This window comes from Streptomyces sp. NPDC000345, from assembly GCF_042898825.1.
In the GTDB taxonomy this organism is placed as follows: Bacteria; Actinomycetota; Actinomycetes; order Streptomycetales; family Streptomycetaceae; genus Streptomyces.
In genome coordinates, this window is sequence record NZ_JBIAZE010000016.1 from 100,996 (window position 1) to 121,902 (window position 20,907).

Genomic DNA, 20,907 nt, shown 5'->3' on the forward strand with positions numbered 1-20,907 from the left:
CGACCGATGACCCCGCCCCTGGCCCTGCCGCTGCCCCGCGCCCGGACCCTGTCGCCCGTGCTGCCGGTGGCCGCCGTGGTGGCGCTGCTCGCCCTGCCCGTCTCCCCCGGCGGCGAGGGCGGTGCCGGACCGGCCGACGCGCTCTCCGCGCTGGTCGTCCTGTTCTGCGCGGTCCGGCTGCTGCGGCAGCGGCGGCGTCCGCTGTCCCGGAAGGCCGCGGTGGTCCTGGGGCTGCCGGTCGCCGGGCTGGCGCTCGCGGCGGCGGGGGCGTCCTCGCCGGGGGAGGCACTGACCGGGCTGGGCCGCTATGTCCAGGTGTTCGTGCTGGTCCCGGCCGCCGTGCTGCTGCTCGTCCGGAACCGCTCCGACCTGCGGATCCTGGCCTGGTCGTGCGTCGGGCTGGCGGGCTGGCAGGGCGCGGTCGGCGTCCACCAGTACGTCACCGGGACGGGCGCCTCCTACCAGGGCGAGATGATCCGCGCGGTCGGCACCTTCGGGCCGCAGGACGTGATGGGCATGGCCACGGTCGTGTCCTTCGGTCTGGTCTGCGCGGTGGGGCTGGCCCTCGGCCGAGCCCCGGGGCGGCAGCGGACGGCCGCCGCCGTCGCCGCCCTCGCCCTCCTCGTGCCGCTCGCCCTGTCCTTCAGCCGAGGCGCCTGGATCGCGACCGCGGTGACCTGCTCGGCGCAGCTCGTCCTGGCCGGGCCACGGCGGGCCCTCAAGGCGGGCGCGGTGGCGGGCGCGGCCGGGGTGGTCCTGGTCGGCGGCCTCGGTGTCGGCTCGGCGATGCTCCAGGAGCGGATCAGCAGCATCACGCAGGTCACGGACGCTCCCGACCAGTCGGTCACCGACCGGTACACGATGTGGGCGGCCGCGGTCGGCATGTGGCGCGAACAGCCCCTGACGGGCGTCGGGCTGAAGGGGTTCCCCGAGCACCGCGACGCGCACGCCTCCCTCGCGCTGTCCTCCGGCAGCGACACCGACGGCGCGGGTTCCGGCTTCGTCCGGCAGCCACTGCTGTCCCCGCACAACATGTATCTGCTGGTCCTGAGCGAGCAGGGGCTGTTCGGGCTGCTCGCCCTCGCGGGGAGCTGGCTGGCGCTGCTGGTGTGCGGGCTGCGGGGCCTCTTGCGGGTCCGCGGGTCCGGCGCCGGGCTCGACTGCGCGCTCGTCGCCTGCGGGCTGCTTCTCTGGCAGCTCACCGACTTCCTGTACGCCGACATCGGCGGCCCCTCGACCGTGCTGACCGCCGTCGTCCTCGGTGCGGCGGCCTGGTGGGCACTGGTCGGCGGGGAGGCGGCCGGGCGGGCCGGACAAGGCGAGCGGGCCGGGCAAGGAGGGCGAGCTGGGCAAGGCGAGCGGGCCGGGCAAGGAGGGCGAGCCGGGCAGGGCGGGCGAGCCGCCGGAGCGGCCCAGGAGGCCGGACAGGGCGGGCGGCCCGGTCAGGGCGGCCAGGCCGCCGGAGCAGCCCAAGAAGCCGGACAGGGCGGGCGGCCCGGACAGGGCGGCCAAGCCGCCGGAGCAGCCCAAGAGGCCGGACAGGGCGGGCGAGCCGCCAGAGCGGCCCAAGAGGCCGGGCAGGTCCAGGAGGCCGGGGAGGACCAGGAGGCCGGGGAGGACCAGGAGGCCGGGGAGGTCCGGCAGGCCGGGGAGGTCCGGCAGGCCGGGGAGGTCCGGCAGGGCGGGGAGGTCCGCTCGCGATGAGGCGGACGCCTTTCCGGACACATCGGCGGACCCCGCGCGGCGACGGCGGCGGGGTGGTGGTGCCGCCGGCGCGGTCGGCCGGTCGGGCCGAGGAGGCGCCCGGCGGCGATGAGCCCGCCGAACTCCCCCCGGCCTCCCGGGGTTTCCTCGCCAGGGCAGCCCTCGTCACCGCCGCGCTCTCCGTCGCCGGGTCCCTGCTCGGGCTGGTCCGTGACCAGGCGCTGGCCCGGCTGTTCGGGGCGGGCAGCGACACGGACGCCTTCCTCGTCGCGTGGACCGTGCCGGAGTTCGCGGCCACGCTCCTCATCGAGGACGGGCTGGCGTTCGCGCTGATCCCGGCGTTCAGCATGGCGCTGGCCCGCCGTGCCCGGGGCGCCCCCGGCGATCCGGTCCGCGCCCTGGTCGCCGGGACGCTGCCGCGCCTGGCGCTGGCGTTCGCCGCGATCGGCGCCCTGCTCGCCGCCATCGCCCCCCAGCTGGTCGGGGTCCTCGCCCCCGGTCTGCCCGATCCGGCGCTCGCCGTCGACTGCACCCGGCTCACCGCGACCTGTGTGGTGAGCTTCGGGCTCGCCGGGTACTGCAGCGCCGCCCTGCGCGCGCACCGGCGGTTCGTGGCGCCCGCGGCGATCTACGTGGCGTACAACGTCGGCATCGTCACCGGGATGTTCGCGCTCGGCGGGCTGTGGGGGGTGCGGTCGGCGGCGGCGGGGGTGGCGGTCGGCGGCTGCCTGATGGTCGTCGTACAACTCCCCTCGTTGCTGAGGCAGTTGCGCAGGCGCACGCCGGACGGGGAGGCGGCCGGGGAAGAGGCGCGGCCGCTCGACACCGCCCTCCTGGTGACCGTGCTGCTGTTCGCGCTGTGCCGGCAGTCGCAGGTGCTCGTCGAGCGGTTCCTGGCCTCGAACCTGCCCGCCGGGGCGATCTCGCACCTCAACTACGCGCAGAAGGTCGCGCAGATGCCGATGATCCTGTCGGTGATGGTCTGCACGGTCACCTTCCCGGTGGTCGCGCGGGCGCTCGCCGACGGGGACACCGAGCGGGCCCGCAGCCGGGTGGAGCGGGACCTGTCGCTGGCCGCCTGCATCGTGCTGCTCGGCACGGCGGCCGTGCTGGCCTGCGCCCCGCAGATCATCGAACTCCTCTTCCAGCGGGGCGCGTTCACCGCCGAGGACACGGCGGCGACGGCCGGTGTGATGCGGGTGTACGCGCTGGGGCTGCTGGGCCAGACCCTGACGGGCGTCCTCGTCCGCTCCTACTTCTCGGCGGGCCGAGGCCGCTGGTACCCGGTGGGCGCGATGGCCGCCGGGATCGTGGTGACGTCCTGCCTCGGCGCGCTGACCGTCGGCCCCTGGGGCGTGTACGGGATCGCCGCCGCCAACGCGGCCGGAATCACCGTCACCGCGCTGGCCCTGCTGGCCGGGACGGGCCCCCGCAGCGTCCCGCTGCACACCCTGGGCGTGCTGCTCGAACTCGGCCGGCCCGGGTGGGCGGCCCTGGCGGCCACCCTGGCCGGGCTCCTCGTCGTCGGCCAGTTCGGCGGCGCCCTCGCCGGGCTCGTCGCCGGCGGGCTCACCGTGACCGCCGTCTTCGCCCTGCTGGGCTGGGCCCTGGACGTCCAGGGCGTCACCCGCGCACTCCGTTCCCTACGTTCCGCGACCCGAAGGCTCTCCCATGGCCGCTCCTGACACCAGCAGACGCAGCTTTGTCCCCTGGGTGGCGATGTACCACTCCGTGGCCGACTGCACCGACGACCCGTACCGTGTCACGGTCACGCCCGAGCGGCTGGACCGGCAGCTGGCCTGGCTGACCCGCCGGGGCCTCAGGGGCGTCTCCATGGCCGAACTGCTCGCCGCGCCCGCCCCCCGGGGTCTCGTCGGCCTCACCTTCGACGACGGGTACGCCGACTTCCTCACCCACGCCCTCCCCGTGCTGCGCCGCCACCGCTGCACGGCCACCCTGTTCGTGCTGCCCGGCCGGCTCGGCGGCGACAACGCCTGGGACCCGCTCGGCCCGCGCAAGCCGCTGCTCACCGCCGACGGCATCCGGCAGGCCGCCGCCGAGGGCGTCGAGATCGGCTCGCACGGCCTCACCCACGTCGACCTCACCCGCGCCGACGACCGCGCCCTGCGGGCGGAGACCGCCGGCAGCCGCGCCGCCCTCGCCGAGCTGCTGGGCCCCGCGCCCGCCGGCTTCTGCTACCCCTACGGGACGGTCGACCGGCGGGCCGTGGACGCCGTACGGAACGCCGGATACACGTACGCCTGCGCGATCGACCCCGGCCCGCTGACCGGCCCGCACGCCTTCCCCCGGGTGCACGTCGGCCAGAACGACACCTCCGCCCGGATGTTCCTCAAGTACCGGCTGCACCCGCTGCGCCGCCGTCCCGTCGGGGTGGCGCGGTGAAGGTCCTGCACATCATCACGGGGCTCGGCGTGGGCGGCGCCGAGCAGCAGCTGCGGCTGCTGCTGCGGCATCTGCCGGTCACCTGCGACGTCGTGACCCTGACGAACGCGGGCGCGGTGGCCGACGGGCTGAGGGCCGACGGCGTCCGGGTCGTCGACCTCGGCATGCGCGGCAACCGCGACCCGGCCGCGCTCCCCCGCCTGGTGCGGATCATCCGCGCCGGCGGCTACGACCTCGTCCACACCCACCTCTACCGCGCCTGCGTCTACGGCCGCCCCGCCGCACGCCTCGCCGGGATCCGGGCGATCGTGGCCACCGAACACTCCCTGGGCGGTACGCAGGTGGAGGGCCGCCGGCTGTCCGCCGGGGTCCGCGCGCTCTACCTGGCCAGTGAGCGTCTGGGCCGCGCCACGGTCGCCGTCTCCCCCGCCGTCGCCGACCGGCTGCGGGCCTGGGGCGTCCCGGCGCCCCGGATCGAGGTCGTGCCCAACGGCATCGATCCGGACCGCTTCCGCTTCGACCCGGCCGCCCGTCTGCGCACCCGGCGGCAGCTCGGTCTCCCGGACGACGCGTACGTCATCGGCGGCGTCGGCCGCCTCACCGCCGGCAAGCGCTTCGACGTGGTCGTACGTGCCCTCGCCGGACTCCCCGCCGACTGCCGCCTGTTGCTGGTCGGGGGCGGCCCCGAGGAGGAGGCGCTGCGGCGCACCGCACGGGAGGCGGGGGTCGCGGACCGCGTGCTCCTCACCGGCGAACGCCCCTGCGCGGGCGACGGCACCCCCGGACCCGACCTGCCGTCCCTCGCCTGCGCGATGGACGTGCTCGCCTCCCCCTCGCCCGAGGAGACCTTCGGTCTGGCGGTGGTGGAGGCGCTGGCCTGCGGACTGCCCGTCCTCTACGCGTCCTGCCCCGCGCTCGAGGGCATCCCCGCGCCCGGCGCCCGCCGGGTGACCGGCGGCACCGACGCGTTCGTCCGCGCGCTCACCGAGGCCCGCGCCGCACCCCCCGGCCCGCGCGGCACGCCCGACGCGGCCCGCCGTTACGACATCGCCCGCAGCGCCGACCGGCTCATGGACGTGTACGCGGCGGTCGTCTCCGGGCGCCCCCTGCCGTCCGCCGTTCCTCCCGTCGCTTCCGCCGCCCCGTCCGCTTCCCCGACATCCCAGGGAGTCACGTCCCCATGACCGAGCACCCCCGCCGTCCCGCCGCCCTGCGCCGCGTCAGGTCGCTCCCGCCCTGGTCCCTGCTGGCCGCCGGTGCCGTCGCGGGCGGCCTCCTCGGCGGTGCGTACGGCGCCCTCCAGCCGCCCGTGTACACGGCCACCGCCTATGTCGTCGCCGTCCCCACCGAGAAGTCCGACCCGGCGTCCGCGCTGGGCTTCGCACAGGCCTACGGGCGGGTCGCGACGCAGCTCGCGGTGCTCGGGGACGCCCAGGGGGCGGCGGGGGTGCCGGTGCGCACGCTCCAGCGCAGTGTGCGCACCGCGACCTCGCCGGACGCCCCGATGGTCTCCATCACGGCCACCGCCCCGAGCGCCGGCCTGGCCGCCGACATGGCCAACGCGGTCTCCCTGTCCCTGACCGAGCACGCCCGGAGCAGCCGGAAGACCACCAACGTCGAACTCCAGCAGTTCGCCCGCGCGGTGCGGCCCACCGACCCGTCCTCGGCCTCCCCGGCGCTGACCGGTCTGGTCGGGGCGAGCGCGGGCGGGCTGCTCGGGGGCCTGGTGCTGCTGGTGCGGCCGAGGCGGGAGCGGGAGACGCCGGCCGCCACCGCCGCCGTACCGGGTCAGGCCCCCGCCGCGGACCTCCATGGAGCACTGTGAAACCGCCGTACACCACGGAACTCGTCACCGACGAGCAGGCCTTCGCCGGCCTCGCCCCCGCCTGGGACCGCCTCTACCGGCGGTGCGCCACGGCCACCCCGTTCCAGACCCACGCCTGGCTGCACTCGTGGTGGCTGTCCTACGGCAGACGCGGCCGGCTGCGGCTGCTCGTGGTCCGCGACGGCACCGAACTGGTCGCGGTCGCCCCGCTCACGGCCGTCCGCCGGCCGGTGCCCGCGCTGGTCCCGCTCGGCGGTGCGATCTCCGACTACGGTGACGTCCTCGTCGACGACGGACACGCCGAGCGGGCCGTCGCCGCGCTCACCGAGGGGCTCGCGGCGGCCGCCCGCACCGCGCTGATCGACTTCCGCGAGGTGCGGCCGGGCGGCGCGGTCGAGCAGGTCTACGAACGCTGGGGCGGGCCCCGGCGCCGGGTGGGCGACTCGGTGTGCCTGGAACTGCCGGCCGTGCCCATGGACGAGCTGGTCGCCCGGCTCCCCTCGGCGAAGGCCCAGCGGGTGCGCGCCAAGCTGCGCAAGCTGACCGCGCTGGGGGTGGAGCGGCAGGCCGTACGGCCCGACGAGGTGGACGGGGCGCTGCGCCGGCTCCTGGAGCTGCACCGGCTGCAGTGGCAGGGCCGCAAGGTGACGGGCGAGCACCTGCGGCCGCGCTTCGGCGAGCACCTGGTGCGCTCGGTCGGGCCGATGGTGCGCTCCGGGAACGCGGTGGTCACCGAGTTCCGGCTGGACGACGACGTGGTGGCCGTCGACCTGACCCTTCTGTCGCACCGGCTGGCGGGCGGCTACCTCTACGGCGCCCATCCGCGGTTGCGGGAGCGCAAGGCGGACGTGGCGGTGATGCTGCTCGACGCGTGCGCCGAGCACACCCGGGGCGGCGGGCGGGCCGCGCTGAGCCTGCTGCGCGGCAACGAGCCGTACAAGCACCACTGGCGGCCCGAACCGGTCGTCAACCAGCGGCTGTTGCTGGCCCGCCGGCGCACCGCCCCGCTGCTGTCGGCGGTCGTCTGTGACGTGGCGGCGCGGCGGCGGGGCAAGGAGCTGCTGCTGCGCCGGGAGCAGCGGAAGGAGCGTCACGATGGCGGCGGGACCTGACGCGGTCCCACCGCCCGTGCGCCGGGGCTCACCGGTGGCGCGGCCACCGGTCGAGGCCCGGGCACGGCCCGCCGCCGAGCCGGCTCCCGGACCGGCCGCCGAGGCCGGGCGGCGAGCAGTCCGCAGGAACCCGCGGGGTCGTGGGCGTGCCGGGCGTGGCGGGTGTCGTCACGGGTGCCGTGGAGCCGGCCGGCGGCACGGCGGGCACCGGGATCGCCGGCGGGATCCGGTCGTCCGTACGGCCGTACAGGAGCGAGCGGTAGACCTCGGACGCCCGCGGGTTCTCCCGGCACTGCCACACGCCGTGCGGGCAGTAGTCGGTCAGCGTGTTGTAGAGGGGCTTGTGCTCGTCCATCCACGCGAGCATGCGCCGCATGTACTCCGTGTTGTCGCCGTTGCGGAAGAGCCCCCACTCGGGATACGAGACGGGCTTGCCGTGGGCCCGGGCGAAGTCGACGTGCTCCCTGAGCCCGAGGGGCTCGGTCACCTGTTCGTCGAAGGACAGGCCGGTCGGCTGGTCGTAGGAGTCCATGCCGATGATGTCGACCGTGTCGTCCCCGGGATAGCACTCCGTCCACGGAACGGCGTCCATGCCCCGGGTCGGCGTGAAGTCGAACCGGAACCTCTGCCCGGGCACCGCGCGCATGGCGGTGACGATCCGGTTCCAGTACGTCTTCCAGGCCTGCGGATCGGGTCCGCAGCGGTGGGTGTACGTGGTGCCGTTCATCTCCCAGCCGAGCACGATCACCGTGTCCGGCACCCCCAGCGCGACCAGTCGCCCGGCGAGGGCGCGGAAATGGTGGTCGTACTCCCCGGCAGCGCCCCGCTGGAGCAGATGGCGCACCTCGGCGTCGGAGACGCCCTCCTCGTTGCGCTCCAGCATGGGCACGTTGAGGACGAGCATCCGGTCGTCCTTCTCCCGCCGCCAGTCCGCCCACACGTCGAGGAAGCCGGGCGCGCCCTCGATGTTCCGCCACTGGTCACCCGGCAGGTAGGTGTGCCCGACCCGCAGCTCGGCCCCACCCAGCCAGTCGCTGAACCGGGCCATCCGGGCCACGCCCAGGGCGCCGTAGTCGAGGTAGGCGCCGAACGCGGGGGTGGACGTGTCGCGGGGCGTGGAGGCGGGGGCGGCGGCCGGTGCGGGAGTCACGGCGGCGGGGGTCGTGGACGCGGGGGTGGCGAGAGCGGGGGTGGGGACGGGGGCGGTGGAGACGGAGGTCGTGGGAGCGGGGCTCGAAGGCGCGGGCGTCTCGGGAGCGGGGGCCGAGGGCGCGAGCGCGGGGGTGGAGGCCGGGGCGGCCGGCTGGGCGGACGCCTCACCGGATGTCCCGCCGGCTGTGTGGGCGGGCGTCGTGCCGGACGCCGGGGCGGGCATCGCGCTCGGGGCGTGCGTGGGCAGGGCGCCGGGTGTCCACGCCGGCGTCGCACTCGGCACCGGCACGGGCGAGGCCACGGCGGGTCCCGGTCCGGACGCCAGTACCGCCGACACCGCGGCCGCCGCCGTGGCGACGGCGAGGGCCGGCCGCCGGGTGCGGACCCGTCGCTGCTGTGGGGCCATGCCTGCTCCTCTTTCACTCTCACGGTGTCACGGGGATGCGGACGCATTACTGACACGTAGTCATATGAGAGGCACACAGAACCTGACGCCGCCACCGGCGTTACGGCTTTCGGGTCGCCCCGCTCGTCCGCGCCGGTGACCCGGCAGAAGAAGCACTGGGAGAGAAGAGAGATGCCCGAGTCACAGCTCGACACCCGTGTCCCCGCCGTACTGCTGCGGATCGACCGGAACCCCTTCCACCACGGCACGCTGGGAGCCGTGCGCTCGCTCGGCCGCGCCGGAATCGACGTGCACGTGGTCGCCGACGTGACGGGGAGCCCCGTCGGCCGGTCCCGTTTCGTAGGTCAGTTGCATCCCCCGCCGCCGCCCGGCGCCGCGCCCGCCGACATCGCCGCCGTCCTGCTCGGGGTGGCCGCCCGGATCGAACGGCCCGCCGTGCTGATCCCGATGGACGACGCGGGCGCGGTCGCGGTGGGCCGGCTGCGTGAGGAGCTGGCGCCCGCCTATCTGCTGCCCGAGCAGCCCGGCGAGGTACCCGGACGGGTCGCCGACAAGGCCGAACTGGCCGGGCTGTGCGCGGCGGCGGACGTGCCGTATCCGCGGACGGTGATCCCCGACAGCGCCGCGCAGGCCGCCTCCGTCGCCCGCCGGCTCGGACTGCCGCTGGTGGCGAAGTGGAGCAGGCCCTGGCTGCTGCCGGCCGGCACCGGACTGCGCAGCACGGTCCTCGTGCGCTCCGCCCGCGCCGCGCGCGAGCTGTTCCTGCGCGGCGAGGAGGCCGGCAGCCCGCTGCTGCTCCAGGCGTTCCTGCCGCCGGGTCCCGGCCGCGACTGGTTCTTCCACGGGTACGCCGACCGCTCCGGCGCCCTGCGCGGCGGCGGCCCGGGCCGCAAGCTGTGCGCCTGGCCGCGCGGCGCGGGGCTGACGGCGGTGGGCGAGTGGACCGAGAACCCGCGGGTCCGCGCGCACGCCGAACGGCTCACGGAGCTCCTCGGCTACCGGGGCATCCTCGATCTCGACTTCCGTCGCTGCGGCGGCACCGGCGCCTACCACCTGCTCGACTTCAACCCGCGTCCCGGCGCCCAGTTCCGGCTCTTCGCCGACGCCGCGGGCCTGGACGTCGTACGGGCGCAGCACCTGGACCTGACCCACCGTCCGCTGCCGGCCGAAGCGCCTTTGCCCGGACGGACGTTCGTGGTCGAGAACTACGCGCCGCTCGCCGCGCTGCGCCCGGCGCCGCAGGGCCGTGAACTGGCCTGGTACGCGAGTGACGATCCCGCCCCCGGACGTGCGATGCGGCGCCTGTGGTGCGCTCATGTCACCCGGCACCTGCGGGACCGGCTGCCCCGGCCGGCCTTACCGGCCCCCCGGCCGGGCGGTGCGGTTCCCCGGGTGCCCGCGCCCTCGCCGGTGCCCGCGGCGGAGCAGACCGACGACGAGAGGGCGGGCAGCCGCTGAGGCGCGGTCCGCGCGGGTGCCGGACGTGAGCGCGTCCGGCACCCGGCGCGATCAGCGTCGGGGCGCGGTCCGGCCCCGGCGGTACAGGATGACGCCACCCGCGATCAGCACGGCGCTGACGCCCGAGGCGGCCAGCATGGCCTCACTGCCGGTGTGGGACAGCTGCGGCGGCTCGTGCGGCGGGGCGGTGTGCGGCGGATGGGTGTGCGGGGGGTGGGTGTAGGGGGGTGGGGTCGTGTGCGGAGGCTCGGTGTGGGGCGGTTTGGTGTGGGGCGGCTTGGTGTGCGGGGGCTTGGTGTGCGGGGGCTTCGTGGTGGGGGGTGGGGTCGTGTGCGGGGGCTTGGTGTGCGGCGGGTGCGTGCCGTGGCTGGAGTCGTCGTCCCCGTGGCCGTTGCCGTTGCCGTAGCCGCTGCCGTTGCCGTAACCGGAGCCCTCGTGGCCGTGGCCGCCGTAACCGGGTTCCTTGGTGCCATGGTCCCCGTGACCGGGTTCCTTGTCGCCGTGGTCCCCGTACCCGGAGCCCTTGTCGCCGTGCTCCTCGGGTCCCTTGGCGCCGTAACCGGGTTCCTTGTCGCCGCGGTCCCCGTACCCGGAGCCCTTGTCGCCGTGGTCCCCGTGGTCGGAGTCCTCGTCGTCGTGGCCGCCGTAACCGGGTTCCTCGTCTCCGTGGCCGCCGTAGCCGGCGTCCTCGTCACCGTACGGCCACGTGCCGTAGGGGCCGGTCGTCTCCTTGTCCGTGGGAGTCGCGCCGGTGGTGGTCGACACCACCTCGGGCGAAGCCGTGGCCGTCCCGGTGTCGTGCGAGTTCGCCAGGGCGGCGCCCCCGCACAGATACAGGAGGCCGGTCGCGGCTGCGGCCGCGACCATTCCCTTGCTCAGGGTCTGTCGCAATCTCGTTGTCTTCCTGCTTGGAGAAGTGGGAAAAGCCGGCCCCGGAACGCGTTGAAGCTGTCCCAGGGCCGGCCTCGGCCCAGCCGTGCGGCTGGAGTGACGTGTCGTCAGTCGTTGACGCAGATGTTGCCGAAGGCCGGGGACAGGAATCCGGACCCGAACGTGTTGCCGCACACGTTCAGCTGGAAGTGAAGAGGATTCTGGATCACGTTCCCGGAAAGGAAGCCCGGCGAACCGATGGCGACGCCATGCGCCTCCGCGTCGGCGAAGGCCGGTGAGGCGGCACCTCCCAGGGCAAGAACCAGACCCGCGACGACGGCAGCGCTCTTCTTCATGAATTGTCCCTTCTCTGCGGCCATGCCTCGTTGACGGTCGGAACCGAGCGAGCGCTATCGGATCGGCTCGCACCATGACCAGCAGGCTGCACACGAGAGATTGACGGCATGGAATGCGGCGAACGCCCGCCGCCGGGTTATTCACTCGAATGTCTTCATACTATTGACACGTATTGCCCACACAGGAAAAGCACTTCACCTGAACAGCGGAAAATGTACCAATGGGCCATCGGAGTGAAGCGGAGCAACCAAACGACTCGGAGAGATGTTGGTCAGAACGCTCCGGTGGACGGGGTTTCACACGAAAGGGACTTACACGTGATCAAGAAGGTACTGGCCACCGCCGCGGTCGCCGCTTCCATCCTCGGCGTCTCCGCCGCCGCGGCGGCCCCGGCCCTCGCCATCGGCAACGACAGTGGCACCACCTCCGCCAGCGGCAACGGCGCCAGCCAGTCGTTCGGCAACTCGGCCACCTTCGGCAACATGAGCCCGCAGATGGCGCTCATCCAGGGTTCGCTGAACAAGCCGTGCATCGGCCTGCCTCTCAAGCTCAACAACGCTGTGGCCCCGGGCCCCGCCCCGCTGCTCCAGGACACCCCGATCCTGTCGTCGTCGCAGAACCAGCAGTGTGTCGAGAACTCCACCCAGGCCAAGGGCGACGACCCGCTGTCGCACATCCTGGACGACATCTCGCTCTTCACGGGCAACGGCGCGGGCAACCACTGAGCCACGCCTCCTCTCGCCGAACAGCGGGCCGCCGGTCACCGGCGGCCCGCTGTTCGGCATGCGAGTGAGGGGCGCGTGACCGCGGCGCCCCATGCGCTGCTCCAAACGGAGCAAAGGGCGCAACCTCCGCCCGCCCCGGCGCGTTGACGATCACGCAGCTCCTCCCCCGGAGTCCGCTTTTTCGAAGGGAAAGAACATGAAGAAGCTGTGGGCAACCGCGGCTGTCGCCGCGTCCCTGGCCGGTCTCGCGATCGCCTCCGCCCCCCAGGCCCTGGCCCTCGGCGACGACAGCGGCACCACCTCCGCCAGCGGCAACGGTGCCTCGCAGGAGTTCGGCAACTCGGCCACGTTCGGCGACATGAGCCCGCAGCTCTCGCTGGTCCAGGGTTCGCTGAACAAGCCCTGCATCGGCCTGCCGGCCAAGCTCAACACCGCCACTGCCCCGGGCCCCGCCCCGCTGCTCCAGGACACCCCGATCCTGTCCTCGTCGCAGAACCAGCAGTGTGTCGAGAACTCCACCCAGGCCAAGGGCGACGACCCGCTGTCGCACATCCTGGACGACATCGCGCTGCTCTCGGCCAACGGCGCGCAGAACGGCTGAGCCGCCGCCTCTGACAGTCCGCGAACGGCGGGTCACCGGAATCCCGGTGACCCGCCGTTCGCGTGTGTCACGCGCGGTAGAGGTCCTCGATCTCCTGCGCGTACCGGGCCGTCACCGCGTGCCGTTTCACCTTCAGGGACGGTGTGAGCAGTCCGTTGGCCTCGCTGAACTCGCCGTCGACCAGGGCGAAGGCCCGGATCGACTCGGCGCGCGAGACGGCCTCGTTGGCGTAGTCGACGGCCTTCTGCACGTCGGCGCGCATCCGCGGGTCGCGGGCGAGCTCGGACAGCGGGGTGTCGGCGGGCAGCCCGCGCACGGACAGCCAGTGGGCGACAGCGTCGGGTTCCAGGGTGATCAGGGCGGCGACGAAGGGACGCCTGTCGCCGACGACCAGGCACTGGCCGACCGGGGCGCGGCTGCGCAGCCGGTCCTCCAGGACGGCCGGGGAGACGTTCTTGCCGCCGGAGGTGATCAGCAGGTCCTTCTTGCGGCCGGTGATGGTGAGGTAGCCGTCCTCGTCGAGGGCGCCGAGGTCACCGGTGGCGAACCAGCCGTCGGTGAGGACCTCGGCCGTGGCGGCCGGATTGTTCCAGTAGGAGTGGAAGACGGCCCCGCCCTTGATCAGCACCTCCCCGTCGTCGGCGATGCGGACGGCGGTGCCGGGGACGGGCCGGCCGACCGTGCCGGGCCGGGGTTCGAGAGGCGGGACGAGGGTGGCGGCGGCGGTGGTCTCGGTGAGGCCGTAGCCCTCGTAGACGACGATGCCGGCGGCGTGGAAGAAGAGGTTGAGGGTGCGGTCGAGCGGAGAGCCGCCGCTGATGGCATAGCGCATACGGCCGCCCAGTTCCTTGCGGATACGGCGGTAGACCAGCAGGTCGTACAGGGCCCAGGCGGCGTAGAGGCCGGGGCCTGGGCCCTTGCCCCGGCCGAGGAACTTCTCCAGGTACGCCTCCGCGAAGCGCACGCCGACGCGTTCGGCGCGGTCGAAGGAGGCGCCGCGGCCGATCTTCTCGGCGGTGGCGCGGCCGGTGTCGTGGATGCGCTCGAAGAGGTAGGGGACGCCGACCAGGAAGGTGGGCCGGAACTCCCTGAGCGCGGGCCGCAGTTCGTCGGGCTTGACGCTCGGGAAGTGGCCGGTCTCGATGCGGGCCGTCAGACAGGCGATCTGCAGGGTACGGCCCATGATGTGGGCGAGCGGCAGGAAGAGGAGGGTGGAGGCGGTCTCGCCGGTCACCTCCTTGAAGATCGGGTACAGCAGTTCGAGGAGGTTGCCGGCCTCGGCGTGCAGGTTGGCGTGGGTGAGCACGCAGCCCTTGGGGCGGCCGGTGGTGCCGGAGGTGTAGCAGATGGTGGCGGTGGTGTCGGGGGTGAGGGCCTCGCGGCGCTTGGTCACCTCCTCGTCGGGGAGGTCCCGGCCGTGGGCGGTGAGCTCGGTGACGGCGTCGGCGTCGAGTTCGAGGATCCGCGGGGGCAGCGGGTGGTGGGCCGTGCCGGCCCTCGCCGTGGCCGCGTTCTCGGCGTTCTCGACGACGACGAGGCCGGCGCCCGAGTCCCGGACGATCCAGTCGACCTGGTCGGCGGAGGAGGTGGCGTAGACCGGGACGGTCTGGCCGCCCGCCGCCCAGACGGCGAAGTCCAGCAGGGTCCACTCGTAGCGGGTGCGGGACATCACCGCGACCCGGCCGCCCGGTTCGAGCCCGTGGGCGATCAGGCCCTTGGCGGTGGCGGTGACCTCGGCGGCGAACGCGGCGGCGGTGACCGGGTGCCAGCCGTCGGCCCGTCTGCGGCGCAGGACCACCGCGTCTGGGGCCTCGGCCGCATTGGTGAAGGGAAGGTCGGCGATGCTGCCGGTGGCGGGCGGCTCCACCAGGGGCGCGGTCCGTGCCTCGCGTACGGTGCCGGAGGCGTCCCTGACGAGCTCGACCCGGGTGCGGGCGGCCAGGTGGGTGCGCTGCTTCGCCCGTTTCAGATCCTTGCGTACGCCCATGACGGCTCCCGGTCGCGGTGCGGCTGGCAGGTGCTGGGCAGTCAACTTACTCGCAAGTAAGAAAAATTCAACCGCTGTGTCCGGGCGACGCGGACCGGGGCGGGCGGGACTCAGCCGCTCGCCGGGGCCGGCTCCTCGCCGCCCTCCGCGGAGCCCGCCCGCACTGCCTGGTCGATGGCCGCCGCGAGCTCACGGACGTCCTTGTCCTGCGTCCGGTCCGCCAGGGAGTGGGCCCGCTCGGACAGTTCGGCCGGGGACGGGGCGCCCGGCAGCGGGGTCTCCGCGCGGCGCAGGACATCCGCGAAGTAGGCGGCCGTCGCCGTGACCTGGAAACGGACCGGTGCGTCGGTGAGGCCGTCGTGCAGGGCCCCGGTCTCCAGCCGGCCGGAGGTCTCGTGCGGGGTGCGCGTGTCAGGGTCGAGCCAGCGGACGGTGGCGGTGGCGAGCGGGCCCCGGACACCGGGCCGGGTGCGGACGGCGTACAGGGCGGTGACGGTGTGGCCGGGGCCGACCTCGCCGCCGTCGACGCGGTCGTCGCGGAAGTCGTCGTCGGCGACCGCGCGGTCGTCGTAGCCGACGAGGCGGAAGTCGGCGACCGTCTCGGGGTCGAAGGCGACCTGGGCCTTGGCGTCGCGGGCGGTCAGCTCGATGTTCCTCGGGAGCTGCGCGCAGAAGACCTCGCGGGCGTCCTGCTCGGTCGACACGTAGGTGGTGTGGCCGTCGCCCTTGTCGGCGAGGCGTTCCATCAGGGCGTCGCCGTAGTCGCTGCCGACGCCGACGCCGAACAGGGTGATGCCGTGTTCGCGGCGGGCGGTGCCGATGCGTTCCAGGATCGCGTCGGCGTCCGTCTCACCGGTGTTGGCGAGGGCGTCGGAGACCAGGACGACCCGGTTGGTGGCGCCCTCGCGCAGGCCGTCGACGGCGGTGGCGTAGCCGGTCTCGACGCCGGCTCCGAGGTTGGTGGAGTCGGTCGGCTCCAGGCTGTCGACGGCGTCGTGGACACGGCCGCGGTGGCCGCCGAGGCGGGTCATCGGCAGGACGGTCTCGGCCTCGTCGCTGAAGGTGACGACGGCGACGGAGTCGTCGTCGCGGAGGCGGTCGGTCATCGTGGCGAGGGAGTGCCGGGCGAGGTCCAGCCGGCCCGGTTCGCCCATCGAGCCGGAGACGTCGATGACGAAGGTGAGGGCGGCGGGCGGGCGTTCGGACTCCTCGGTGGCGCTGCGCGTGGCGAGGCCGACGCGGACCAGGGACCAGTCCTCGGCGCCGGTGCGGGCGCCGTCGACGGTGACCGAGAAGCCGTCGCCGTCGGGGCGTTCGTAGTCCTGGCGGAAGCTGTTGACGAACTCCTCGGGGCGGATCGTCGAGGGGTCGGGCAGCGCGCCGTCGGCGAGGGTGCGGCGGGCGTAGCCGTAGGAGGCGGTGTCGACGTCGAGGGCGAAGGTGGAGAGGTGGTCCGGGGCCACCGCCTTGCCGTCCTCGTCCGTGCGGGGCGCGCTCGGGGCGGGGAAGGCCTCGCTGCGGCGGGCCGCGCCGTCCGTGGCGTCGCCGCCGGAGGAGTCACCCGCGCCGCAGCCGGTGAGGAGGAGTGCGGTGACCGTCGCGCAGGCGAGCAGTGCTGGTGTCGATCGGGTCTTCATGTGCCGGGCCCCCTGTGTCCGTCGATGTATGTGACGGTGACGGGACAGGGGGCCGGAACGTGCGGCACGGGGGGTTGCGGATGGGTCTCGAACAGGCCACGAGGGCTGGTCGTCGAGACCGGAGGGTGATCCTCCGCCGGCCTACGACACCACGTCCTTGCGGGCGAACCCCCGGAAGGCCAGGGCGAACAGCACGAGGGCGTACGTCACGGAGACCGCCGTGCCCTGGAGCATGCCGGACCACTCCGGGGTGGGCTGGACGGCGTCGGCCCAGGCGAACTGCCAGTGCGCGGGCAGGAAGTCGCGCCAGTCGCCGAGGGCGGTGACGGCGTCCAGGACGTTGCCGACGATGGTCAGGCCGACCGCGCCGCCCACCGCGCCGAGGGGCGCGTCGGTCCTCGTCGACAGCCAGAACGCGAGTCCGGCGGTGACCAGTTGGGAGACGAAGACGTACCCGACGACGATCACCAGCCGCTGTGCCGCCGTCCCCGAGTCGAGCGAGCCGCCGGTGGGGAGCTCCAGCGGCCCCCAGCCGTAGGCGGCGGTGCCGACGGCGAGGGCGACGACCGGCAGCAGGACCATCGCGGCCAGGCTGAGGCCGAGGCCGACGACGAGCTTGGACCACAGGAGCCGGGCCCGGGGCACGGGTGCCGCGAGGAGGTAGCGCAGGGAGGACCAGCCGGCCTCCGAGGCCACCGTGTCCCCGCAGAACAGGGCCACGGGGATGACCAGCAGGAAGCCCGCCGAGACGAACAGGTTGACCGCGGCGAAGTTGGCGCCCGAGGCGGTCGCCGTGTCCATCAGGGTCAGCTGGTCGTTGCGGCCGCCCGGCTCGCCGCCGATGGCGAAGGCGACGAGCAGGACGAACGGCAGGGCGGCGAGGATGCCGCCCATGACGAGCGTGCGGCGGCGCTTGAGCTGGCGGACCAGTTCGACGCGCAGGGGCAGGGTGCGGCCTGCCTGGTAGCCGGAGGCGACCTCGGTGAGCGTGCTCATGCGGAACCTCCGATCAGGGTGAGGAAGGCGTCCTCCAGGCGACGGTGCGGGCCGACGGACTGCACGGGCACGTCGAGCCGTACGAGGTCGGCGACCAGGCGCCGGGCGGTGCCGTCCGGGTCGAGCCGTACGAGCAGGCCTCCGTCGGTGCGTACGGCGGAGGCGACGCCGGGCAGCGCGGCCACCTTCTCCACGACCGGCTCCTCCACGGGTGCGGCGGTGCCGACCAGGAGGGTGTCGCCGGAGCCGACGATCTCGCCGACCGGACCGGCCTGGACCAGTTGTCCCCGGTCCATGACCACGAGGTGGGTGCAGGACTGCTCGACCTCCGCCAGCAGGTGGCTGGAGACGATCACCGTGCGCCCGGCCGCCGCGTACCGGATCATCACCTCGCGCATCTCACGGATCTGCGGCGGGTCGAGACCGTTGGTCGGCTCGTCGAGGATCAGCAGGTCGGGCAGGCCGAGCATGGCCTGGGCGATGGCGAGGCGCTGGCGCATGCCCTGGGAGTAGGTGCGCACCGCGCGGGCGAGGGCGTCGCCGAGGCCGGCGATCTCCAGGGCCTCGTCCAGGTGGGCGTCCTCGGCCGGGCGGCCGGTGGCCTGCCAGTACAGCTCCAGGTTCTCCCGGCCGGTGAGGTGCGGCAGGAAGCCCGCGCCCTCGACGAAGGCGCCGACCCGGGAGAGGACGGGGGCACCCGGGCGGATGGCGTGGCCGAAGACGCGGATCTCGCCGTCGTCGGGCTTGATGAGGCCCATCAGCATGCGCAGGGTGGTCGTCTTGCCGGCCCCGTTGGGACCGAGGAGACCGAGCACCTGGCCCTTGTCCACGCGGAAGGAGAGGTCGCGGACGCTGTAGCGGTCGCCGCCCGCGTACTTCTTGCTCAGGCCGCTGATCTGGAGCGGGACCTCGGCCAGCTCCGGGTCGGGGGCGGGGGTGACGGTAGGGCGGCGGCCGGTCAGGAGCAGCGCCAGGGCGAGACCCGCGCCGGCGAGGGGCAGCCACCAGACCCAGGACGGGAGGGGGGCGGCCGCGGTCGTCACGGCGGGTGCGGTGGGCACCTTCAGGTCGCTCTTCAGGGAGACCGTGTACGTCGCGGGCGCCACCGGGGAGGCGTAGCCGAGGTCGGTGGAGGCGAGGACCAGGCGCAGCCGGTGGCCGTCCTCGATGTCGTGGTCGATCGCCGGGAGGGTGATCGTGACGTCCTTGCCGCTCCCGGCGCCCTCGACGCGGACCGGCGAGACCAGCTGGGAGGGCAGCTGTTGGCTGCCGCCGGGCCCGACGTCGTACACCTTGGCGAAGAGCACGGCGTCGTCGCTCGTGGACTTCACGTGGACGGTGACGGTGGGGGATCCGGTGATCCGCAGGTCGCCGGTGACCGGCGCCGACTGGAAGGCCGCGTACTGGCCGGGGAAGTCGAGCGAGACGCCGACGCCGAACGCCGAGAGCCGGCCGAGGCTGGAGCCGCCCAGGCCGGGCAGGGCGGAGAGGGCGGGCGGGCTGGCTCCGGCGGGGTTGTCGAAGCTCTGCTCGCGGCCGGTCAGCTTGACCGTCCTGCGGTCGTTCGCCAGGCCGGCGTAGGAGTCCGCGCTCGCGCCGCGCAGCGGGACCGTGCCGTCGGTGGAGTCGACGCCTCCGGTGCGGGTGACGCGGAAGGCCGGGCCGGTGTCGACGCCCTTGTCGTCCTTGAGGTAGCGGTCGAACCAGGCGGTCACCCGGGCCTGCACACGGCTGGTCTCCAGGTTGCCGCCGTCGTGGCCGCCCGCGATCCAGTCGACGTCCACGGGCGCGCCGTTGGCGCGGATCGCCTTCGCCGCCGCGTCGGCCTGGGCGAGGGTGAAGAGGGAGTCGGCCTGGCCCTGCACGAGCAGGGTGGGCACCTTGATGCGGTCGGCGACGGCGGACGGCGAGCGCTCCTCGAGGAGCTCACGGGCGGCGGCGTCCGGGGTGCCGGACTCGGCGACCCGGTTGTACATCGCGCACAGCGCGGGCTCGAACTTGTCGCAGCCGCCGGCGGTGTTGAAGAAGATGCCGGTCCACAGCTTCTTGAACACGCCGTCGGGGAACAGGGCGTCCGCGAGGTTCCAGTAGGTGATCGAGGGGGCGATGGCGTCGACGCGGTCGTCGTACCCGGCGGCGAGCAGGGAGATCGCGCCGCCGTAGGAGCCGCCGGCCACACCGACGCGCGGGTCGCCCTTCTTGTCCAGCTGGACCAGGGGCTGCCGGGCGAGCCAGTCGATCAGCCGCGAGACGTCGGCGACCTCGCCCTCGGGATCGTTCAGGCCGATCCTGCCGGTGGACTTGCCGAAGCCGCGCGCCGACCAGGTCAGGACCGCGTACCCGTCGCGGGCGAGGTCCTCGGCCTGCTGCCGCAGATCGTCCTTGGTGCCGCCGAAGCCGTGGCCGAGGAGGACGGCGGGGCGGCGGCCGGCGTCGGCGGAGGTGTAGTAGGAGGTGTCGAGCCGTACTCCGTCGACGTCCATGACCCGGTCGGCGCGGCGCACGGTCCGCGTGTCGTCGGAGGAGGCCGCGGCCGCCCACGTACCGGCACCGGCGAGTACGACGACGGCGGCCGCCGCGGAGACGATCCGCCGCGGCCGCCGCGGTCCTCGCAGACCGGGCAGTCGAAGATCCATGCTTCAACGGTACGGGGTCGACCTGTCGGGGAGTTGTCGACCGAAGACCGAACTCCACGCCCTCCCAGGGACGTACGTGACCCCACATGCGTACACCAGCCGCGGTACACACCCGCTCTTCCGTCCCACACGTCCCGGTCATGCGCAGTCCGGAAGTCCTTCTGGTGGAGAATTTCCCTCCCTGCCATACTGTCCGGCACTGAGCACCTGCCGATGAAGGCGGAGACCGACTCGATGACAGGTGGCACCCCCATACCTGGGTCCGGGCATCTGGACGACAGCCAGCGCCGCGTACACCGAAGTCCGGTTCTCTTCACCACACCGGTCGTTCTGCTCGCCGTACTGACCGTTATGGCGATCTGGGAAACGATCAGGGGGAATATCACGGCGCCTGCCAGGGACCATTGGCCGTGGCGACTCGCGCTCCTCGACCAGGAGGCTCTGTCGAGCCTGCTCGCGGTCTCCCTCGGCTTCGTGTTCGCCCGCGCCCAGTTCGCCCGGGCGGTACGGCCGATCATCGGCTGGAACGGCTATGTCAGCAGCGACCTGCCGGCCATGAACGGCAGGTTCGTGTGGGTCGTGGCAATCCGGAACGGCGGAATGCACAGCGGCACCCTGGAGAGCCTCGAATACCATGTGCAGCCCAAAGGCGAAATGACCCCCGCCGCGGACATTCAATGGCAGGGATATGAAGCCACCGTCACCGAACTCGAAGCACTGGGCCTACGCCTCGGGAAGGATTTCGATCTCAACGCTCTCGGCGCCGGGACGCCGATCGGTGTCACCACCGACCGCGACGGGCTGTACGCCGTCCGCCTTTCCGTACCGGCGCTCTCCCTGCTCGACAACTTATACATCCGCATACGAGTGACCGATGCCGTAGGAGACACCCATGAGCGAATCCTCCACTGCCTCCGGGCAGCCGAGGTCGAAATCCGCAGCGCCGTCGCCGCCGCAGAAGGTTCATGACGAGGTGCCCTCCCCGCCCGGACACGGCGGCCCGAGGCGGGCGCTGCTCACGGCGGCGAGCGGGCCGGG

General features: G+C 73.8%; 16 protein-coding genes and 1 pseudogene. 10 read left to right on the plus strand and 7 right to left on the minus strand.

Annotation, left to right across the window (positions count from 1 at the left end; all coding sequences use genetic code 11):
• Positions 1-6: 6 nt before the first annotated feature.
• From ACFY30_RS31405 to ACFY30_RS31430, 6 genes and pseudogenes are all read left to right on the plus strand, one after another.
• Positions 7-1,308, plus strand: a pseudogene (locus ACFY30_RS31405) (O-antigen ligase family protein); the annotation flags it as partial.
• Between the two features lie 392 nt (positions 1,309-1,700).
• Complete coding sequence (gene murJ, locus ACFY30_RS31410) at positions 1,701-3,389, plus strand: murein biosynthesis integral membrane protein MurJ (protein WP_390848524.1); 1,689 nt, start codon at positions 1,701-1,703, stop codon at positions 3,387-3,389.
• On the plus strand, positions 3,376-4,107 hold the full coding sequence (locus ACFY30_RS31415; RefSeq protein WP_390848525.1) for a polysaccharide deacetylase family protein: 732 nt from the start codon (positions 3,376-3,378) through the stop codon (positions 4,105-4,107). The genes murJ and ACFY30_RS31415 overlap by 14 nt, the downstream gene beginning before the upstream one ends.
• A complete protein-coding gene (locus tag ACFY30_RS31420) occupies positions 4,104-5,291 on the plus strand; it encodes a glycosyltransferase (RefSeq protein WP_390848526.1) in 1,188 nt (395 codons plus the stop codon). The genes ACFY30_RS31415 and ACFY30_RS31420 overlap by 4 nt, the downstream gene beginning before the upstream one ends.
• Positions 5,288-5,932, plus strand: coding sequence for a lipopolysaccharide biosynthesis protein (locus tag ACFY30_RS31425; protein ID WP_390848527.1), 645 nt, complete (start codon positions 5,288-5,290; stop codon positions 5,930-5,932). The genes ACFY30_RS31420 and ACFY30_RS31425 overlap by 4 nt, the downstream gene beginning before the upstream one ends.
• Positions 5,929-7,044 carry a GNAT family N-acetyltransferase gene (locus ACFY30_RS31430; protein ID WP_390848528.1) on the plus strand — a complete coding sequence of 372 codons (1,116 nt, stop codon included), beginning with the start codon at positions 5,929-5,931 and terminating at the stop codon, positions 7,042-7,044. The genes ACFY30_RS31425 and ACFY30_RS31430 overlap by 4 nt, the downstream gene beginning before the upstream one ends.
• A gap of 28 nt (positions 7,045-7,072) precedes the next feature.
• On the opposite strand, the gene ACFY30_RS31435 is transcribed toward ACFY30_RS31430, so the two are convergent.
• Positions 7,073-8,602: a glycosyl hydrolase gene (locus ACFY30_RS31435; protein ID WP_390848529.1), complete on the minus strand. Its 1,530-nt coding sequence runs from the start codon at positions 8,600-8,602 to the stop codon at positions 7,073-7,075.
• Positions 8,603-8,773: 171 nt separating this feature from the next.
• Here ACFY30_RS31435 and ACFY30_RS31440 point away from each other — a divergent pair, with 171 nt between their 5' ends.
• Positions 8,774-10,060 carry an ATP-grasp domain-containing protein gene (locus ACFY30_RS31440; protein ID WP_390848530.1) on the plus strand — a complete coding sequence of 429 codons (1,287 nt, stop codon included), beginning with the start codon at positions 8,774-8,776 and terminating at the stop codon, positions 10,058-10,060.
• A gap of 51 nt (positions 10,061-10,111) precedes the next feature.
• On the opposite strand, the gene ACFY30_RS31445 is transcribed toward ACFY30_RS31440, so the two are convergent.
• The gene (locus tag ACFY30_RS31445; protein WP_390848531.1) at positions 10,112-10,951 is read right to left on the minus strand and encodes a hypothetical protein; all 840 of its coding nucleotides are present in this window, start codon (positions 10,949-10,951) and stop codon (positions 10,112-10,114) included.
• A gap of 107 nt (positions 10,952-11,058) precedes the next feature.
• A complete protein-coding gene (locus ACFY30_RS31450; RefSeq protein ID WP_390848532.1) occupies positions 11,059-11,310 on the minus strand; it encodes a chaplin in 252 nt (83 codons plus the stop codon).
• 294 nt (positions 11,311-11,604) lie between these two features.
• Between ACFY30_RS31450 and ACFY30_RS31455 the strand changes: the two genes are divergently transcribed.
• Together ACFY30_RS31455 and ACFY30_RS31460 are read left to right on the plus strand one after the other, a co-directional pair.
• Entirely contained in the window at positions 11,605-12,012 is a 408-nt protein-coding gene (locus tag ACFY30_RS31455; protein WP_390848533.1) for a rodlin, read from the plus strand.
• A gap of 196 nt (positions 12,013-12,208) precedes the next feature.
• Positions 12,209-12,613: a rodlin gene (locus ACFY30_RS31460; protein ID WP_390848534.1), complete on the plus strand. Its 405-nt coding sequence runs from the start codon at positions 12,209-12,211 to the stop codon at positions 12,611-12,613.
• Between the two features lie 67 nt (positions 12,614-12,680).
• Here the strand turns inward: ACFY30_RS31460 and ACFY30_RS31465 are convergent, their stop codons facing one another.
• The 4 genes from ACFY30_RS31465 to ACFY30_RS31480 all read right to left on the minus strand — a co-directional run bounded on the left by ACFY30_RS31465 (position 12,681) and on the right by ACFY30_RS31480 (position 19,869).
• A complete protein-coding gene (locus ACFY30_RS31465) occupies positions 12,681-14,600 on the minus strand; it encodes an AMP-dependent synthetase/ligase (RefSeq protein WP_390848535.1) in 1,920 nt (639 codons plus the stop codon).
• A gap of 110 nt (positions 14,601-14,710) precedes the next feature.
• The gene (locus tag ACFY30_RS31470) at positions 14,711-16,237 is read right to left on the minus strand and encodes a von Willebrand factor type A domain-containing protein (RefSeq protein ID WP_390848536.1); all 1,527 of its coding nucleotides are present in this window, start codon (positions 16,235-16,237) and stop codon (positions 14,711-14,713) included.
• Between the two features lie 141 nt (positions 16,238-16,378).
• Entirely contained in the window at positions 16,379-17,233 is an 855-nt protein-coding gene (locus ACFY30_RS31475; protein WP_390848537.1) for an ABC transporter permease, read from the minus strand.
• A complete protein-coding gene (locus ACFY30_RS31480; RefSeq protein ID WP_390848538.1) occupies positions 17,230-19,869 on the minus strand; it encodes an alpha/beta fold hydrolase in 2,640 nt (879 codons plus the stop codon). Before ACFY30_RS31480 ends, ACFY30_RS31475 begins: the two co-directional genes overlap by 4 nt.
• A 213-nt stretch (positions 19,870-20,082) precedes the next feature.
• Here ACFY30_RS31480 and ACFY30_RS31485 point away from each other — a divergent pair, with 213 nt between their 5' ends.
• Positions 20,083-20,838: a hypothetical protein gene (locus tag ACFY30_RS31485; protein WP_390848539.1), complete on the plus strand. Its 756-nt coding sequence runs from the start codon at positions 20,083-20,085 to the stop codon at positions 20,836-20,838.
• The last annotated feature ends 69 nt before the right edge of the window (positions 20,839-20,907 follow it).

Excerpts from the sequence above, each read along its gene's own strand:
- murJ (WP_390848524.1), top strand. The coding sequence starts at position 1,701 with ATGAGGCGGACGCCTTTCCGGACACATCGGCGGACCCCGCGCGGCGAC.
- ACFY30_RS31415 (WP_390848525.1), top strand. The coding sequence starts at position 3,376 with ATGGCCGCTCCTGACACCAGCAGACGCAGCTTTGTCCCCTGGGTGGCG.
- ACFY30_RS31425 (WP_390848527.1), top strand. The coding sequence starts at position 5,288 with ATGACCGAGCACCCCCGCCGTCCCGCCGCCCTGCGCCGCGTCAGGTCG.
- ACFY30_RS31435 (WP_390848529.1), bottom strand. The coding sequence starts at position 8,602 with ATGGCCCCACAGCAGCGACGGGTCCGCACCCGGCGGCCGGCCCTCGCC.
- ACFY30_RS31440 (WP_390848530.1), top strand. The coding sequence starts at position 8,774 with ATGCCCGAGTCACAGCTCGACACCCGTGTCCCCGCCGTACTGCTGCGG.
- ACFY30_RS31450 (WP_390848532.1), bottom strand. The coding sequence starts at position 11,310 with ATGGCCGCAGAGAAGGGACAATTCATGAAGAAGAGCGCTGCCGTCGTC.
- ACFY30_RS31460 (WP_390848534.1), top strand. The coding sequence starts at position 12,209 with ATGAAGAAGCTGTGGGCAACCGCGGCTGTCGCCGCGTCCCTGGCCGGT.
- ACFY30_RS31465 (WP_390848535.1), bottom strand. The coding sequence starts at position 14,600 with ATGGGCGTACGCAAGGATCTGAAACGGGCGAAGCAGCGCACCCACCTG.
- ACFY30_RS31470 (WP_390848536.1), bottom strand. The coding sequence starts at position 16,237 with ATGAAGACCCGATCGACACCAGCACTGCTCGCCTGCGCGACGGTCACC.
- ACFY30_RS31475 (WP_390848537.1), bottom strand. The coding sequence starts at position 17,233 with ATGAGCACGCTCACCGAGGTCGCCTCCGGCTACCAGGCAGGCCGCACC.
- ACFY30_RS31480 (WP_390848538.1), bottom strand. The coding sequence starts at position 19,869 with ATGGATCTTCGACTGCCCGGTCTGCGAGGACCGCGGCGGCCGCGGCGG.
- ACFY30_RS31485 (WP_390848539.1), top strand. The coding sequence starts at position 20,083 with ATGAAGGCGGAGACCGACTCGATGACAGGTGGCACCCCCATACCTGGG.